The organism is Streptomyces sp. FIT100, from assembly GCF_024584805.1.
Classification (GTDB): domain Bacteria; phylum Actinomycetota; class Actinomycetes; order Streptomycetales; family Streptomycetaceae; genus Streptomyces.
This window is the reverse complement of record NZ_CP075715.1, coordinates 55,263-72,787: the sequence shown is the minus strand read 5'-3', so window position 1 is coordinate 72,787 and position 17,525 is coordinate 55,263. Positions and strand designations below refer to the sequence as shown.

The 17,525-nt window shown below is 72.7% G+C and carries 12 protein-coding genes and 1 pseudogene; 9 read left to right on the top strand and 4 right to left on the bottom strand.

All coding sequences use genetic code 11. The annotated features are described in order from the left end of the window. Window positions 1-37 precede the first annotated feature (37 nt). The gene (locus KK483_RS00285; RefSeq protein WP_262002715.1) at window positions 38-1,603 is read left to right on the top strand and encodes an NAD(P)/FAD-dependent oxidoreductase; all 1,566 of its coding nucleotides are present in this window, start codon (window positions 38-40) and stop codon (window positions 1,601-1,603) included. A 185-nt stretch (window positions 1,604-1,788) separates the two neighbouring features. On the opposite strand, the gene KK483_RS00280 is transcribed toward KK483_RS00285, so the two are convergent. Further along, window positions 1,789-3,579 (bottom strand): serine hydrolase, encoded by a 1,791-nt coding sequence (locus tag KK483_RS00280; protein WP_262002713.1) that lies wholly within the window; start codon window positions 3,577-3,579, stop codon window positions 1,789-1,791. A gap of 149 nt (window positions 3,580-3,728) precedes the next feature. On the opposite strand from KK483_RS00280, the gene KK483_RS00275 reads away from it, so the two are divergent. From KK483_RS00275 to KK483_RS00265, 3 genes are all read left to right on the top strand, one after another. Further along, complete coding sequence (locus KK483_RS00275) at window positions 3,729-4,853, top strand: nitronate monooxygenase family protein (protein WP_262002711.1); 1,125 nt, start codon at window positions 3,729-3,731, stop codon at window positions 4,851-4,853. Further along, window positions 4,850-6,400 (top strand): acyl-CoA synthetase, encoded by a 1,551-nt coding sequence (locus KK483_RS00270; protein WP_262002709.1) that lies wholly within the window; start codon window positions 4,850-4,852, stop codon window positions 6,398-6,400. Before KK483_RS00275 ends, KK483_RS00270 begins: the two co-directional genes overlap by 4 nt. Before the next feature lie 107 nt (window positions 6,401-6,507). Continuing rightward, window positions 6,508-7,608 (top strand): calcium:proton antiporter, encoded by a 1,101-nt coding sequence (locus KK483_RS00265; RefSeq protein ID WP_262002707.1) that lies wholly within the window; start codon window positions 6,508-6,510, stop codon window positions 7,606-7,608. Here the strand turns inward: KK483_RS00265 and KK483_RS00260 are convergent. Beyond that, window positions 7,598-7,780, bottom strand: a pseudogene (locus KK483_RS00260) (hypothetical protein); the annotation flags it as partial. The gene KK483_RS00265 and the pseudogene KK483_RS00260 sit on opposite strands and share 11 nt — an antisense overlap. Window positions 7,781-7,884: 104 nt before the next feature. Here KK483_RS00260 and KK483_RS00255 point away from each other — a divergent pair. Beyond that, complete coding sequence (locus tag KK483_RS00255; protein ID WP_262002706.1) at window positions 7,885-9,381, top strand: fatty acyl-CoA synthetase; 1,497 nt, start codon at window positions 7,885-7,887, stop codon at window positions 9,379-9,381. 64 nt (window positions 9,382-9,445) lie between these two features. Here the strand turns inward: KK483_RS00255 and KK483_RS00250 are convergent, their stop codons facing one another. Further along, a complete protein-coding gene (locus KK483_RS00250) occupies window positions 9,446-11,248 on the bottom strand; it encodes a VanW family protein (RefSeq protein ID WP_262002704.1) in 1,803 nt (600 codons plus the stop codon). Between the two features lie 301 nt (window positions 11,249-11,549). After that, on the bottom strand, window positions 11,550-12,863 hold the full coding sequence (gene paaK / locus KK483_RS00245) for a phenylacetate--CoA ligase PaaK (RefSeq protein ID WP_262002703.1): 1,314 nt from the start codon (window positions 12,861-12,863) through the stop codon (window positions 11,550-11,552). Between the two features lie 204 nt (window positions 12,864-13,067). Here paaK and KK483_RS00240 point away from each other — a divergent pair, with 204 nt between their 5' ends. The 4 genes from KK483_RS00240 (at window position 13,068) to KK483_RS00225 (ending at window position 17,442) form a co-directional block, all read left to right on the top strand. Next, entirely contained in the window at window positions 13,068-13,925 is an 858-nt protein-coding gene (locus KK483_RS00240) for an alpha/beta fold hydrolase (RefSeq protein WP_262002701.1), read from the top strand. A gap of 187 nt (window positions 13,926-14,112) precedes the next feature. Further along, window positions 14,113-15,141, top strand: a complete 1,029-nt coding sequence (gene tdh / locus KK483_RS00235) for an L-threonine 3-dehydrogenase (RefSeq protein WP_262002699.1) — start codon at window positions 14,113-14,115, stop codon at window positions 15,139-15,141. A 196-nt stretch (window positions 15,142-15,337) separates the two neighbouring features. Beyond that, the gene (locus KK483_RS00230) at window positions 15,338-16,531 is read left to right on the top strand and encodes a glycine C-acetyltransferase (RefSeq protein ID WP_262002697.1); all 1,194 of its coding nucleotides are present in this window, start codon (window positions 15,338-15,340) and stop codon (window positions 16,529-16,531) included. After that, the gene (locus KK483_RS00225; protein ID WP_262002696.1) at window positions 16,528-17,442 is read left to right on the top strand and encodes a LysR family transcriptional regulator; all 915 of its coding nucleotides are present in this window, start codon (window positions 16,528-16,530) and stop codon (window positions 17,440-17,442) included. The genes KK483_RS00230 and KK483_RS00225 overlap by 4 nt, the downstream gene beginning before the upstream one ends. The last annotated feature ends 83 nt before the right edge of the window (window positions 17,443-17,525 follow it).

Genomic DNA, 17,525 nt, shown 5'->3' with positions numbered 1-17,525 from the left:
CTCTGGCCCGGGCGGGGATCACGTGTTACGAAGAGGCATGCCCGCAGCCGAAGCGTTCTCCCGAGCCGTGTACGACGCCGTCATAGTGGGCGGTGGCCACAACGGACTGGTCGCCGCCGCCTATCTCGCCCGCGCCGGGCGATCCGTCCTCGTCCTGGAGTGCCTCGGGCACACCGGGGGAGCGGCCGTCTCCACCCGCCCGTTCGCCGGTGTCGACGCCCGCCTCTCCCGCTACTCGTACCTGGTGTCCCTGCTGCCCCGGCAGATCGTGCGCGATCTCGGGCTCGACTTCTCCGTGCGCAAGCGGACCGTGTCCTCGTACACCCCGGTGGTGCACGAGGGCCGCCCCACCGGGCTGCTGGTCGGCGGCGACGGCACACGGGACTCCTTCCGGGCGCTGACCGGATCCGACCGCGAGTACGAGGCGTGGCAGGCGTTCTACGCCATGACCGGACGGGTCGCCGAGCGGGTCTTCCCGACGCTGACCGAGCCGCTGCCCGCACGGGACGAACTGCGCGAGCGCATCGGGGACGAGGACGCGTGGCGGATGCTCTTCGAGGAGCCGATCGGGGCCGCCATCGAGGAGACCTTCGCGCACGACCTGGTCCGCGGGGTCGTCCTGACCGACGCGCTCATCGGCACCTTCGCCGACGCCCACGACCCCTCACTGGTGCAGAACCGCTGCTTCCTCTACCACGTCATCGGCAACGGCACCGGCGACTGGGACGTGCCGGTCGGCGGCATGGGCGCGCTGACCGACGCGCTCGCCGGGGCCGCACGCGGCGCCGGCGCGGAGATCGCCACCGGCCACGAGGCGATCCGGATCGAGACGGACGGCGACACGGCCGAGGTCCGCTTCCGCACGGACGACGGCGAAGGCACCGTCGCCGCCCGCAAGGTCCTCGTCAACGCCTCCCCGCAGGCGCTCGCCGCCCTCCTCGGCGACGCGCCGCCCCCGGTCCCCGCGGAGGGCGCCCAGCTCAAGGTCAACATGCTGCTGCGCCGGCTGCCGCGGCTGCGCGACCGGGCGGTCGACCCCCGCCAGGCTTTCTCCGGCACCTTCCACATCGCCGAGGGCTACGGGCAGTTGGCCGCGGCCTACGCGCAGGCCGCGTCCGGCCGCCTCCCCGAGGCGCCCCCGTCGGAGATCTACTGCCACTCCCTGACCGATCCCTCGATCCTCGGGCCCGAACTCGCCGCGCAGGGCTACCAGACCCTGACCCTCTTCGGCCTCCACACCCCCGCGCGACTGTTCGCCGACGCGCCCGACGCCACCCGCGACGCCCTGCTCAAGGCCACACTCGCCGAGCTCGACGCCCACCTCGACGAGCCGATCGCCGACTGCCTCGCCGTCGACGAGGCCGGACAGCCCTGCATCGAGGCGAAGACGCCGCTGGACCTGGAGCGGGACCTCAGGCTCCCCGGCGGCCACATCTTCCACCGGGACCTGGCCTTCCCGTACGCGGCGGACGCCGCCACGGGCCGGTGGGGCGTCGAAACCGCCCACCCCAACGTCCTCCTGTGCGGCGCGGGCGCCGTCCGCGGCGGCGGGGTGAGCGGCATCCCGGGCCACAACGCGGCGATGGCGGCACTGGGGCGGTAGGGCCGGGAGCCCTTCCCCGCGGCCGGGCGCCCCCCGCGGCCGGGCGCCCCCCACGGCCGGGCGCCCCCCGGCAGGGCGCGCCCCAGCCCGCGGCCGGTCGGCTCCCGCCGTCGGGCCACGGGGCACGCCCCACCGCCCGACGGCGGGCAGTGGGGCTCAGTCGGCGGACGACCGGCCGCCCCGGCTCAGTCGGACGACACCGTCCACCCCAGCGCCTCGATCAGGTCCGCGTCCGGCGCCCGCCGCTCGTCGAAGAGCACCCGCTCGCCGTCCTCCACCCGCAGCCCGTCCACGTACACCCCCCGCCCCACGTACAGCTGGTCCGTCGCGTACCGCCACCGCAGCCGCACCGGACCGCTGCGCCACGCGGCCAGTGGCGCCTCCAGACGGTGCCAGCTGCGACCGGACCAGCCGGTGGCGTACCCCTCCGGGTGGGGCTCGGGGCTCCGGCCGGCCCGCACCGTCGTGAACGGCACCGGCTGCCAGCTGGTGCCGTCGTCGGACGACGCCTCCAGGAAGACCTTGTCGGCCCCCGGCTCCGTGTCCCACCACAGACCGCAGAGCAGCCGGGCGTCCGCCGTCACCGGCCTCACCTCCGGCAGCGCCAGCGTCGCCGTCGTCGCGCCCGCCATCCCGGAGAACCAGGCCGTGCGCCCCTGCGCGGGCCGTACCGCGGTGGCGCGCGCCATGTTGTTCGCCGCGGCGACCCGCGGTGCGCTCCCCGAGCGCCAACTGCGCACCGGGTGGACGGAGTTGCCGAGTACCACGAGGAACGAGTCCGTCGTCGGGTCGAGTACGAGGCTCGTGCCCGTGAACCCGGTGTGCCCGGCCGTCCGCGGCGTGGCCATCGCACCCATGTACCAGTGCTGGTACAGCTCGAAGCCGAGCCCGTGCTCGTCGCCGGGGAACGCGGTGTTGAAGTCCGTGAACATCAGCTCGACCGACTCCTCGGACAGGATCCTCGCGCGCCCGTACGCCCCGCCGTTGAGCAGGGTCCGCGCGAGCACCGCCAGGTCCCACGCGCACGAGAACACCCCGGCGTGCCCCGCGACGCCGCCGAAGCCGTACGCGTTCTCGTCGTGCACCTCGCCCCAGACCAGCCCGCGCTCCAGCCCCGACCACGGCAGCCGTGCGTCCTCGGTGGCGGCGATCTTCGGCTTCCAGGCGGCCGGCGGGTTGAACCGGGTGCGGTCCATACCCAGCGGAGCCGTGATCTCGTCGTGGAGCAGCGCGTCCAGGGGGTGGCCGGTGATCTTCTCCAGGACCAGCTGGAGGGAGATCAGGTTGAGGTCGGAGTAGAGGTACCGGGTGCCGGGCGGATTCGCCGGCGCCTCGTTCCACAGCAGCCGCAGCTGCCCCTCCCGTGTGGGCTCCTTGAACAGCGGGATCCACGCCCGGAAACCGGAGGTGTGCGTGAGCAACTGCCGTACGGTGACGTCCTGCTTGCCCGCGGCGCCGAACTCCGGAAGGTACGCGGCGACCCGCTCCTCCAGCTCCAGCGCGCCCCGCTCGATCTGCTGCACGGCCAGGATCGAGGTGAACAGCTTGGAGACGGAGGCGAGGTCGAAGACCGTGTCCTCGGCCATCGGGATCTGCTCCTCGGGCGGGAACTCCACTCCCGTGTCGGTCGTCGCGTCGTAGGCCGCGTACCGCACGGCCATCCCGATCGGCCGGTGCAGCGCGACCGTCCCGCCCCGGCCCGCGAGGAGCACCGCGCCGGCGTACCAGGGGTGCTTGGGAGAGGGGGCGAGGTACTTCTCGGCGTCGGTGACGAGCGTGTCCAGGTGCGCCGCGATCAGTCCGGCCCGCTCCGGGGAGCCGCGCCGCAGCGTCGTGCGGCCGTGCCGGGCCGCCGGTACGGCCGCCGCGGCGGCCCCGCCCGGGAACGCTCCGACCACCAGTGCACCTCCCAGTGCCAGCACCCCGCCGCCCAGTCGGCGACGGCTGATCGCTCTGCCCGCCGAGACCTCCGTCATACCTCACCCTCCCTGAAAGAATCCTTCGGGAATCACGCAACACGTGAAACTTTCTTACCAAGGTGAGGGGGCGTCAAGACCGGCAAGAATCTGACACTGCATCAGAAAATCTCTTCCCTCGGCCGCCGTGCTGCGGCATCCTGCCGCCCATGGAGACGGAACTGAGCAGGAAACTGGGGATCGAGCACGCCATCTTCGGCTTCACGCCGTTCCCCGCGGTCGCCGCCGCCATCACCCGGGCCGGCGGCTTCGGCGTCCTCGGCGCGGTCCGCTACACCGCGCCCGGCGACCTCGCCCGCGACCTCGACTGGATGCAGGAGCACACCGGCGGAAAGCCGTACGGCCTCGACGTCGTGATGCCCGCCAAGAAGGCCGAGGCCCCGGGAGGCCAGACGCTGACGGAGGCCCAGGTCGAGGCGATGATCCCCGAAGGGCACCGCCGCTTCGTCGAGGAGACCCTCGCCAAGCACGGCGTGCCGGCGCTCCCGGAGGGCGAGGCGTCCGGCTGGCGGATCACCGGCTGGATGGAGCAGGTCGCCCGCAGCCAGCTCGACGTCGCCTTCGACTACCCGATCAAGCTGCTCGCCAACGCGCTCGGCTCCCCACCCCCGGACGTCGTCGCCCGCGCCCACGACCACGGCGTCCTGGTCGCCGCCCTCGCCGGAAGTGCCAAGCACGCCCGCCGCCACGCCGAGGCCGGCATCGACATCGTCGTCGCCCAGGGCTACGAGGCGGGCGGCCACACCGGCGAGATCGCCTCCATGGTCCTCACCCCGGACGCCGTCGACGCCGTCTCGCCGCTGCCCGTCCTGGCAGCCGGAGGCATCGGCAGCGGGGAGCAGATCGCCGCCGGACTCGCCCTCGGCGCCCAGGGCGTCTGGCTCGGCTCGATCTGGCTCACCACCACCGAGGCCGACCTCCACTCCCGCGCCCTCACGGACAAGCTCCTCGCCGCCGGCTCCGGTGACACCGTCCGCTCCCGCGCCCTCTCGGGCAAACCCGCCCGCCAGCTGCGCACCGAGTGGACCGACGCCTGGGACGACCCGAACGGCCCCGGAGCCCTGCCCATGCCGCTCCAGGGCCTCCTCGTCGCCGAGGCCGTCTCCCGTATCCAGAAGTACGAGGTCGAACCGCTGCTCGGCACCCCCGTCGGCCAGATCGTCGGCCGTATGAACTCCGAGCACAGCGTCCAGCAGGTCTTCGACGACCTGACCCGCGGATTCGAGCGCACCGTCGACCGCATCAACCGCATCGCCGGGAGGAGCGCCTCATGAGCGAGCAGCCGGGAGGCTTCTGGGCGCAGGCGACCGCCGACCCCGAGCGTACGGTCCTGATCGCACCCGACGGCGAGGAGTGGACGGCCGGCCGGCTGCACGCCGAGGCCAACCGGCTGGTGCACGGGCTGCGCGCCGCGGGACTGGAGCGCGGCGACGCCTTCGCCGTCGTCCTCCCCAACGGCGTCGAGTTCTTCACCGCGTACCTCGCCGCCTCCCAGGCCGGCTTCTACCTCGTGCCCGTCAACCACCACCTCGTCGGCCCCGAGATCGCCTGGATCGTCGCCGACTCCGGCGCCAAGGCCCTCATCGCCCACCAGCGCTTCGCCGCCGCGGCGAGCGCCGCGGCCGACGAGGCGCACCTGCCCGCGAGCCACCGCTACGCCGTCGGCGCGGTCGACGGCTTCCGCCCGTACGCCGAACTCCTCGACGGGCAGCCGGAGTCGGCGCCGGCCGACCGCACCCTCGGCTGGGTCATGAACTACACCTCCGGCACGACCGGCAGGCCGCGCGGCATCCGGCGCCCGCTGCCCGGAAAGCTCCCCGAGGAGACGTATCTCGGCGGCTTCCTCGCCATCTTCGGCATCAGGCCCTTCGACGACAACGTCCACCTCGTCTGCTCGCCGCTCTACCACACCGCCGTCCTCCAGTTCGCGGGCGCGTCCCTGCACATCGGCCACCGGCTGGTGCTGATGGACAAATGGGCGCCCGAGGAGATGCTGCGCCTCATCGACGCCTACGCCTGCACGCACACCCACATGGTCCCGACGCAGTTCCACCGGCTCCTCGCCCTCCCGCAGGACGTACGGGCGCGGTACGACGTCTCGTCGATGCGGCACGCCATCCACGGCGCCGCACCCTGCCCCGACCACGTCAAACGGGCGATGATCGAGTGGTGGGGGAACAGCGTCGAGGAGTACTACGCGGCGAGCGAGGGCGGCGGCGCCTTCGCCACCGCCGAGGACTGGCTGAAGAAGCCCGGCACCGTGGGGCGGGCCTGGCCCATCAGCGAGCTCGCCGTCTTCGACGACGACGGCAACCGGCTGCCGCCCGGCGAACTCGGCACCGTCTACATGAAGATGTCGACCGGCGGCTTCAGCTACCACAAGGACGAGGCCAAGACGCGCAAGAACCGCATCGGCGACTTCTTCACCGTCGGTGATCTCGGCGTCCTCGACGAGGACGGCTACCTCTTCCTCCGCGACCGCAAGATCGACATGATCATCTCCGGCGGTGTCAACATCTACCCCGCCGAGATCGAGGCCGCTCTCCTCGCCCACCCCGCCGTCGCCGACGCCGCCGCCTTCGGCATCCCGCACGACGACTGGGGCGAGGAGGTCAAGGCCGTCGTCGAGCCCGCCGACGGCCATGTCCCCGGCCCGGACCTCGCCGCCGCGATCCTCGCCCACTGCGAGCGGCGCCTCGCAGGGTACAAGCGCCCCAAGAGCGTCGACTTCATCGACGCCATGCCCCGCGACCCCAACGGCAAGCTCTACAAACGCCGGCTCCGCGACCCGTACTGGCAGGGCCACGCCCGCCCCCTGTGACGCCCGGCGGAGCGCCCCTGTGACGCCCGGCGGGGCCCGGCGTACACCCGACCCCATCGGACCAGTACCCCGCGCGGCACGCGCGGGGTACTGGCAGCCTGGCCCGCATGAGGAGCGGCACGGCATCGCAGGCAGCGCAGTGGACCACCTGGGTGCCGGTCGTCGCCGCCGTCGCGCTCGTCCTCGGCTGGGGGCGCGTGCTGCCGGTCTCCGCCGTGACCGTCGTCGGGCTGTGCCTCGTCGGCGCCGTGCTGGCCGCCGTGCACCACGCCGAGGTCGTCGCCCACCGGGTCGGCGAGCCCTTCGGCTCCCTCGTGCTCGCCGTGGCCGTCACCGTCATCGAGGTCGGCCTCATCGTCACCCTGATGGCGGGCGGCGGCGACAAGGCGTCCACCTATGCCAGGGACACCGTCTTCGCCGCCGTCATGATCACATGCAACGGCATCGTCGGGCTCTCCCTGCTGGTTGCCGCCCTGCGCAACCGGATCGCCGTCTTCAACGCCGAGGGCTCGGGCGGCGCGCTCGCGACCGTGTGCACCCTCGCCACCATGACGCTGGTGCTGCCCACCTTCACCACGGGCCGCCCGGGGCCGCAGTTCACCGGCGCCCAGCTCGCCTTCGCCGCCGCCGCCTCGCTCTGCCTGTACGGGCTCTTCGTCGCCGTGCAGACCGTGCGGCACCGCGACTACTTCCTGCCCGTCGTCCGGGACGGCCAGGACTCCGGCCCCGACAGCCACGCCCCGCCGCCCGGGGTCCGGCAGACCTGGTGGAGCGTCGCGCTGCTCTTCGTGGCACTCGTCGCCGTCGTCGGCGACGCCAAACTCGTCTCGCCCGCCATCGAGGGCGGCGTCGAGTCGGCCGGACTGCCGAACTCCGTCGTCGGCGTCGTCATCGCCCTCATGGTCCTGATGCCCGAGACCCTCGCCGCCGTCCGGGCCGCGCGCCGGGACCGCATGCAGACCAGCCTCAACCTCGCCTACGGCTCCGCCATCGCCAGCATCGGCCTGACGATCCCGGCGATCGCCCTCGCCTCGGTCTGGCTGCCCGGGAGCCTGATCCTCGGCGAGGACGCCACCCACATGGTGCTGCTCGCACTCACCGCCGTGGTCAGCGCCCTCACCGTCGTACCCGGCCGGGCCACCCTCCTCCAGGGCGGCGTCCATCTGCTGATCTTCGCCGCCTTCGTGTTCCTGTCGTTCAGCCCCTGACGCGGACCACGCGCAACTGCGGCGACCGCGGGTTCGACGACTGGGAGTACGTCAGCAGGGTGCGGGCCACCGGGCAGCGCCCGCCGTACCCGCTGCTCTCCGCGTTCCACACCGGCACGGTCTTGTTCCGGACGCCGAGCGACCCGGTGCCGCCGTGCACCGGGATGCGCTGCACGCAGCGCGGGCGGCGTGTGTCAACGTTCCGTTCGGTATCCGCTCGGTATCCGCGTCGGCGACACGCTTGACCGCCGCTCCCGCGCCGCACAGGATCCAGCCATGGCAGCCTTGGAACGACTCCGCAGCAGCACCGTCGACGGCGTCCTGCGACGCAGCGCCCAGCGCGTGCCCGACCGCACCGCCGTCCGCTACGGCGACCGGTCCTGGACCTACGCAGAGCTGGACGCCGCCGTCACCACCGCGGCCGCCGTGCTGAGCGACCACGGCCTGGGCGAGTGCGACCGCGTCGCCGTCTACGGCCGCAACTCCGACGCCTACCTCATCGCCTTCCTGGCCTGCGCCCGCGCCGGGTTCGTCCACGTGCCCGTGAACCACAACCTGACCGGCGACGATCTCACGTACATCCTGGACCAGTCCGGCAGTTCACTCGTCCTCGCCGACCCCGCTCTCGCGGACCGCGTCCCGGAGGGGCACGTCGTCCGGGCCCTGCGCGACACCGGTGACTCGCTGCTCGCGGCGCTGGCCGAACCGCAGGACTTCGACCCCGACCGGGACGCCCACAACCTCGCCCAGCTCCTCTACACCTCGGGGACGACGGCCCTGCCGAAGGGCGCGATGATGACGCACCGGGCGCTGGTGCACGAGTACATCAGCGCCATCACCGCGCTCGACCTGGACGAGCACGACAAGCCCGTCCACTCGCTGCCCCTCTACCACTCCGCGCAGATGCACGTGTTCCTGCTGCCGTACCTCGCCGTCGGCGCGGAGAGCACCCTTCTCGACGCGCCGGACGCCGCGCAGATCTTCGACCTGGTGGAGGCGGGCCGCGCCGACAGCCTGTTCGCGCCGCCGACCGTCTGGATCGCCCTCTCCGAGCACCCCGGGTTCGCCACGCGCGACCTCGGCGGACTGCGCAAGGCGTACTACGGAGCCTCGATCATGCCCGTGCCCGTGCTGGAACGGCTGCGGGAACGCCTGCCCGGACTCGCGTTCTACAACTGCTTCGGCCAGAGCGAGATCGGACCGCTCGCCACCGTGCTCGGGCCCAAGGAGCACGAGGGCCGGATGGACTCCTGCGGGAGGCCCGTGCGCTTCGTCGAGGCGAAGGTCGTCGACGAGGACGGCGAGGACGTGCCCGACGGTACGCCGGGCGAGATCGTCTACCGCTCGCCGCAGCTCTGCAAGGGGTACTGGAACAAGCCGGAGGAGACCCGGGCGGCGTTCCGCGGCGGCTGGTTCCGCTCCGGTGACCTCGCCGTACGCGACGGCGAGGGCTACTACACGATCGTCGACCGGGTGAAGGACGTCATCAACTCCGGGGGAGTGCTGGTCGCTTCACGCCAGGTCGAGGACGTCCTCTACACCCATCCGTCGGTCGCCGAGGCCGCCGTGATCGGCCTCCCGGACGAGCGCTGGATCGAGGCCGTGACCGCCGTCGTCGTTCCCCGCGACGGCGTGACGGAGGACGAACTCCTCGCCCACGCACGCGAGCACCTCCCCGGGTTCAAGGTGCCGAAGCGGATCGTCCTCGTGGACCAGCTGCCGCGCAACGCGAGCGGCAAGATCCTCAAGAGGGAACTGCGCGCCGGATTCTGACGGACCGTCGGGCACTGGTCGGTGCTGCCGGTGCTGCCGGTGCGGATCAGGCGGCCGGGGCCGATCAGGCGGCCGGGGCGCCGTCCGTCGCGTCCGCCGCGGGCGGAGTCCGCGCTCCGTCCGCCGCCTGCTTGCCGGCCGGCTCCTCCGGGGTGCACGTGACCTCGTCGCGCGGGGTGTAGTGGGTCTTGTAGTTCTCCCGCTTGACCTCCCGCCCGTCCTGGAGGAAGACGCGGCCGACGGCGACGTCGAAGCCCTCGAGCGGGGTCTGGACCTCGCAGGTGGGGCCGCTGCCCGTGCGCTTGCCGGGCTGCGTGATACCGGTGCGCGGCCCCTTGGTCGCGCGTATCTCGTCGTACTTCTTCGTGCCGAGGAAGGTGATGGTCAGCGAGGTGTCGGTGGACTGGGCCTTGACGTAGATGGCGTGCCCGGAGTCGTTGAGCCACCGCAGGTCGAGGGTGCCCCAGGCGACCGTGGCCTCGCGGCCCTCGGGGTAGCGCTCGATGTAGAACGAGTGCGCGCCGTGTTCCAGCGGCTTGACCCCGGCGAAGAAGAGGGCGTTGTACATCGTGGTGGCGACGGCCGAGACGCCGCCGCCCGGCGACTTCACGTACTGGCCGTCGTTGATCATGATGCCGTCGACGAAGCCGTTCTCCTCGGTCCGCTCGCCGACCGTCCGGTTGAAGCTCCACTCCTTGCCGGGCAGGACGAGCGAGCCGTCGATCAGCTGGACGGCGCGGCCTATGTTGGTCGTCCGGTAGGGCGCGGCTGGGAACTCGACGGTGAACGACGAGATCTTCTCCTTGATGCCGAGCTCCCGTGCCGACGCGGCGCTGAGCTTCGGCTCGATCGTCCTGGCCGCCAGTTCGCCGGTACGGGCGGCGCCGGTGCGGGTCAGCAGGGGCATGACGGCGTCGCCGAGCGCCTTGTCGGTGACCTCGTGTCCCTCGCGGCTCTCCTGCACCACGGTCACCCGGTTGTCGGCGCCGAGGCCGAGCTTCGCGTCCCGGGGGCCCTGGGCGGCCGCGTTCACCTGGGCGGCGACCTCCGGCTCGGCGAGCAGGCCCTTGGCGTCCAGGGCCGGCTCGAGCCGGTCGCCGCTGCCGGCCTTCATGGTGAGGTGGCGGCCTATGGTGGCGGGGCCGATGAATATCCGCTCACCGGCGAGGGTGAGCGTGACCGGGCCCGACATCGCGGGCTGGGCGAAGTTCTTCATGGCCCGGTCGGTCTCGGCGGTGCCTATGCGCGGCGGCGTCTGCTTCACGGGCATGACCACGGCCCGTGCCTCCGTGGCGCTCGCGCGCAGATACGCGGTGCGCAGGCTGTCCAGCGCCCGGTCCTCGACCAGGGACATGCCGGTGACCGGGGCGACGGCCGTCGCGGTGCCGTTCTCGAACGCTATCGCCCCGTCGCGGACCTTCCGGTCGGCGGCCGTACCGATGCGCTCGATCGCGGCCCGGCTCTTCTGCTCGTCCACGCGTATCGCCGGCTCGACGTCCCGGCGCTCCGAGGTGAAGAGCTTGCCGATCACGGCGATCGGATCGGACGCCGGGTCCGCGGCGCGGTCGGCGGTCGCGGCCGTGTCGAGCGAGAGTCCGAGCGCGGCGGGATCGGCCTTCTCCGTGCGGTCACCGATCCTGACGGTGAGCGGCGCCGTGAAATCCGGCCCGAGCTTGCGGTCCAGGACGCGCTGTGCCTCCGCCCGGCTCATCCCGCCGATGTCGACCCCGCGGACATGCGTGCCCCCGGGGACGTCCGCGGCCGCGAGCCCGGCCGCGTAGAGACCGCCCAGGCCCAACACGACCGCGCCCCCGGCGACGGGCAGAGCGATCCGCCAGTTGACGGCTGCACTGAGTGCGCGTGCCATGAGTCTCCCTAGGCGTCGGTGGCCCGTAACGACGCCCACAGCGGGCCGCCGGAACAGCCCGGTGAACACAAACCGCTCACCAGAATCCATCAAAACGGGCAAAAGGAGGTCAAAATGTGACGGCCTTCACGGCGGACGAACGAGGACCGGACGGTTGCCCGCCCGGCCCTCGAACAGCTCCCCGGTGGTGGTGTCCCCTGCCCCTCTGCGCCCCGCTGCGTCGTGCCGGTGCCGGTGCCGGTGCCGGTGCCGGTGCCGGTGCAGGGCGCGGGCCATGCCGTGCCGTGCGCTCCTCGTCGCGTCACCCGGCGGCGGTCCGCCGCAGGTCCACGATCCGCTTGATCTTGCCGACCGACCGCTCCAGCGTCTCGGGGGCGACCACCTCCACCGCCACCGAGACCCCGATGCCGTCCTTCACCGCCGCTGCGATCTCCCGTGCCGCGGCCTCACGCCGCTCCGGCGTCGCCCCTTCACGCGCCTCGGCCCGCACCGTCAGCGCGTCCATCCGCCCTTCGCGGGTCAGCCGCAGCTGGAAGTGCGGGGCGACCCCCGGTGTGCGGAGCACGATCTCCTCGATCTGCGTCGGGAAGAGGTTCACCCCGCGCAGGATGATCATGTCGTCGCTGCGCCCGGTGACCTTCTCCATCCGCCGGAAGACCCGCGCCGTCCCCGGCAGCAGCCGGGTCAGGTCCCTCGTCCGGTAGCGGATCACCGGCATGGCCTCCTTGGTCAGCGAGGTGAAGACCAGCTCCCCCTCCTCGCCGTCCGGCAGCACCTCGCCGGTGAACGGATCCACGACCTCCGGATAGAAGTGGTCCTCCCAGATGTGCAGCCCGTCCTTGGTCTCCACACACTCCTGCGCCACGCCCGGGCCCATCACCTCGGACAGTCCGTAGATGTCGACCGCGTCGATCGCGAACCGCTCCTCGATCTCCCGCCGCATCTCCTCGGTCCACGGCTCCGCGCCGAATATCCCCACCTCCAGCGAGGTCGAGCGCGGATCCACGCCCTGCCGCTCGAACTCGTCGAGGAGCGTCAGCATGTACGACGGCGTCACCATGATGATCTCGGGCCGGAAGTCCGTGATCAGCTGCACCTGCCGGGCGGTCATCCCGCCCGACGCCGGGATGACGGTGCAGCCGAGCCGCTCGGCCCCGTAGTGCGCCCCGAGACCGCCGGTGAACAGCCCGTACCCGTACGCCACGTGCACCTTGTGCCCGGGCCGGCCGCCGGCCGCGCGGATCGAGCGGGCCACCACGTCCGCCCAGGTGTCGAGGTCCCCGTCCGTGTAGCCGACCACCGTGGGCCGGCCGGTCGTCCCGCTGGAGGCGTGGATGCGCCGCACCCGCGACTGCTCCACGGCGAACATCCCGAAGGGGTAGCGGTCCCGCAGATCGCTCTTGGCCGTGAACGGGAAACGCGCGAGATCGCCGAGGGAGCGGCAGTCCTCGGGGTGCACCCCCGCCTTGTCGAACGACTCGCGGTAGAAGCCGACGTTCTCGTACGCGTGGCGCAGGCTCGCCCGCAGCCGCTCCAGCTGCAGGGTCCTGAGCTCCTCGCGGCTCAGCCGCTCGCCCGCGTCCAGCAGAGCCGTCACTTCCGTCCGGTCCGTCATTCGGATGACTCCCGTGTCACTCGCAAATCGGGCGACCGATCATTCGGTCGAGCTGTCCGGATCAGTAATCCAGCCGCCCGCCCCGGGCGTCAAGACCTCCGGCAGACCCCGCCGCACCCGGCCGGGGCGCCCCAGTGGCCCCATCCGGCCGCGGATCCGCGTCACCCATTGGCGTGATCGCGCAGGCCCGGCGAGGATCGCGGTATGCCGACCTTCAGCGCGTACGACGGCACTACGCTCGCCTGCCACGTCGAGGGGGAGGGCGAGCCGCTGATCTGCCTCCCGGGCGGCCCTATGCGGGCCTCGGCCTACCTGGGCGACCTCGGCGGGCTCACCGCCCACCGGACCCTCGTACGGCTCGACCTGCGCGGCACCGGCGACTCCGCGGCCCCCGAGGACACGGCGACGTACCGCTGCGACCGGCTCGTCGACGATGTCGAGGCGCTCCGCGAGCACCTCGGACTCGACCGCGCCGACATCCTCGCCCACTCGGCCGCCGGCAACCTCGCCCTGCTCCACGCCGCCGCCCACCCCGGCCGGGTGCGCTCCCTGGCTCTGATCACCCCCGGCGCCCGCGCCCTCGGCGTCGAGGCCGGCGAACAGGACTGGCGCGACGCCATCGCCCTGCGCGAGGGCGAGCCCTGGTACGAGGCGGGCCGCGCCGCCTGGGACGCCTACTTCGCCGGCGCCGCGCTCGACGACCTCTGGCCGGACATCGTGCCGTTCCTGTACGGCCGCTGGGACGCCGCCGCCATGGACCACGCGGCGGACGACGCCCACCAGACCAACCCCCGGGCCAGGAGCGCCTACTACGCCGACGGCGCCTTCGACCCGGCTGCCACGGCCACGTCCCTGGCGGCCGTGGATGTGCCGGTGCTCGTGCTCGCCGGCGAGTACGACGGCGGCCCCACCCCCGGCCGCGCCGCCGAGATCGCCGCGCGGTTCACGCACGGCAGGGTCGCCGTCCAGGCCGGTGCCGCGCACTATCCGTGGCTCGACGACCCGGAGGACTTCCGCCGCACCGTCGCCGCCTTCCTCGACCGGACGTCCGCCGCGTCATGACGGTGCGGACCCGGCCGCGTCCCGCGTGTGAAGCTGCGCTGTCGGCCCGCTTAAGAAATCCTCGATGGACTGAACGCCCACGGGTCGGCAGATTGGTGGGCGTCGTCGTCCGACAGGCGCGCCGGAAGTCGTCGTGCCTGGTCAGCCGCCCGTCCCGCCCTTTCCCGCCACGCCTGGAGCCGTAGTCATGAAGGCACTTGTCAAGCAGCACGCCGAGCCCGGGCTGTGGCTCATGGACGTCCCCGAGCCGGACCACGGCCCCGGTGAGGTGCTGATCAAGGTCCTCCGCACCGGCATCTGCGGCACCGACCTTCACATCCGCTCCTGGGACGGCTGGGCCCAGCAGTCGATCGAGACGCCGCTCGTCATCGGCCACGAGTTCGTCGGCGAGGTCGCCGCCGTCGGTAGTGACGTCCAGGACATCGCCGTCGGCGACCTCGTCAGCGGCGAGGGGCACCTCGTCTGCGGCAGGTGCCGCAACTGCCTGGCCGGCCGGCGCCACCTGTGCCGCAGCACGGTCGGCCTCGGCGTCGGCCGAGACGGCGCGTTCGCCGAGTACGTCGTCCTGCCCGCGTCCAACGTGTGGGTGCACCGCACCCCCGTCGACCTCGACGTTGCCGCGATCTTCGACCCGTTCGGCAACGCCGTGCACACCGCGCTCTCCTTCCCGCTCGTCGGCGAGGACGTCCTCATCACCGGCGCCGGCCCGATCGGCATCATGGCGGCGGCCGTCGCCCGCCACGCCGGCGCCCGCAACGTCGTCATCACCGACGTGAGCGAGCCGCGCCTGGAACTGGCCCGCAAGGCCGGCGCCACCCTCGCCGTCAACGTCGCCGAGACCGACATCGCCGCGGCACAGCGCACCCTCGGCCTCAAGGAGGGCTTCGACATCGGCCTGGAGATGTCCGGCCGCCCCGAGGCCGTCCGCGACATGATCGGCAACATGACGCACGGCGGCCGGATCGCGATGCTCGGACTGCCCGCGCAGGAGTTCGCCGTCGACTGGTCGAAGATCGTCACCTCGATGATCACCATCAAGGGCATCTACGGCCGCGAGATGTTCGAGACCTGGTACGCGATGACCGTCCTCCTGGAGGGCGGGCTCGACCTCAGCCCCGTCATCACCGGCAGCTACGGCTACCAGGACTTCGACGCCGCCTTCGACGAGGCCGCCACCGCCCGCAGCGGCAAGATCATCCTCCGCTGGGATGAGTGATGCTGCATTCTGCGGCTCGGTTCGCCTCCGCGGCGCTTCAGTCCCTGTCGACGGTCGATCGTGCTCGGTCCCTCGTTCCTCGGGACCTCCGCGCGTTCTCTCTTTCGACAGCGACGCGCCCCTTCGGCTCACTCGCCGAGGCGCCCGGCGCAACGCCCACCACTCGCCCGCAGCCAGCCCCCTAGGAGCACCCTTCATGTACGCGTCCGTACGCGACGACCTCCGCGCCACCCTCGACGAGATCCGCGCCGCCGGGCTCCACAAGCCCGAGCGCGTGATCGGCACCCCCCAGTCCGCCTCCGTCGCCGTCACCGCGGGCGGTGCCCCCGGCGGGGTCCTGAACTTCTGCGCCAACAACTACCTCGGCCTCGCCGACCACCCCGAGGTCATCGCCGCCGGCAAGGAGGCCCTCGACCGCTGGGGCTACGGCATGGCGTCCGTCCGCTTCATCTGCGGCACCCAGGAGGTCCACAAGGAGCTGGAGCGGCGCCTGTCGGCCTTCCTCGGCCAGGAGGACACGATCCTCTACTCCTCCTGCTTCGACGCCAACGGCGGTGTCTTCGAGACCCTGCTCGGCGCCGAGGACGCGGTCATCTCCGACGCCCTCAACCACGCCTCCATCATCGACGGCATCCGCCTCTCCAAGGCCGCCCGCTTCCGCTACGCCAACCGCGACATGGCCGACCTGGAGGCGAAGCTCAAGGAGGCGTCCGGCGCCCGCCGCCGCCTGATCGTCACCGACGGCGTGTTCTCGATGGACGGCTACGTCGCCCCGCTCCAGGAGATCTGCGACCTCGCCGACCGCTACGACGCCATGGTCATGGTCGACGACTCGCACGCCGTCGGCTTCGTCGGCCCCGGCGGCCGCGGCACCCCCGAGCTGCACGGCGTCATGGACCGTGTCGACATCATCACCGGCACCCTCGGCAAGGCCCTCGGCGGCGCCTCCGGCGGTTACGTCGCCGCCCGCTCCGAGATCGTCGAGCTGCTGCGCCAGCGCTCCCGCCCGTACCTCTTCTCGAACTCCCTGGCCCCCGTCATCGCCGCCGCCTCGCTCAAGGTCCTCGACCTGCTGGAGTCCGCCGGCGACCTGCGCGAGAAGCTCGCCGCCAACACGGCGCTCTTCCGCACGAAGATGACCGAGGCCGGCTTCGAGATCCTGCCCGGCGACCACGCGATCGCCCCCGTCATGATCGGGGACGCCGCGGAGGCCGGCCGCATGGCCGAGCTGCTCCTGGAGCGCGGGGTGTACGTGATCGGCTTCTCGTACCCCGTCGTCCCCATGGGCCAGGCCCGGATCCGCGTCCAGCTCTCCGCCGCACACTCCACCGAGGACGTGGAGCGGGCGGTCGCCGCCTTCGTCGACGCGCGGGCGACAATGGCCGGGTGATCGACCCCCGCAGGCTCCGCATACTGCGCGCCGCGGCGGACCACCGTACGGTGACCGCCGCGGCCGCAGCGCTGTATCTGACCCCGTCGGCCGTCTCCCAGCAGCTCGCCGCGCTGGAGCAGGAGACCGGCCACACCCTGCTGATCCGCAGCGGCCGCGGCGTACGCCTCACCGCCGCAGGCGAGATCCTGCTGGCCCACGCCAACGCGGTCCTCTCCCAGCTGGAGCGCGCCGAGGCCGAACTCGCCGCGTACGCGGGCGGCGCGGCCGGTGAGGTCACGGTCACCGCCTTCGCGACCGGCATCGCCGAGGTCCTCGCCCCCGCGATCGGCCGGCTCGCCGGCGAGCACCCCGGCATCCGGGTACGCGTGCGGGACGCCGAGGGCGACGAGAGCCTGCCGATGGTCCTCGACGGCGATGCCGATCTGGCCCTCGCGGTCGAGTACCGGGGCGCCCCGCGCGAGGACGACCGCCGACTCGCGCGCGTCCCCCTCTACGCCGAGCCCTTCGACGCGGTCCTCCACAGCGGGCACCCGCTGGCGGGCGCCGCCCGAGTGGAGCTCGCCCAGCTCGCCGACGACGACTGGATCGGCCAGTACCCGGGCAACCCCTGCCACGACGTCATGCTCCTGGCCTGCGAACTGGCGGGCTTCGAACCGCGTCTCGCACACTCGTCCGACGACTTCCGCGCCGTCGTCGCCCTCGCCGGGGCGGGCGCGGGCGTCGCCCTCGTGCCCCGCTCGGCCCTGCGCGGCATGGAGCTCAAGGACGCCGTCGTCCTCCCCGTCGCCGGACCGGCCGCGACCCGCCGCGTCTTCGCGGCGGTCCGCCGCGGTGCCGAGGCGCACCCCCTGCTCCGTCCGGTGCTGGAGGCGCTGGCCCAGGCGGCCGCGGGCCTGTCGACCAACTGACCTCCCCGGGCCCCGGGCTGCCGGTTCCGGCCCGGGGTCTGCCGGGGACGGCCTCCGGCCAACCGACGTGTGTTGGCCGGTAG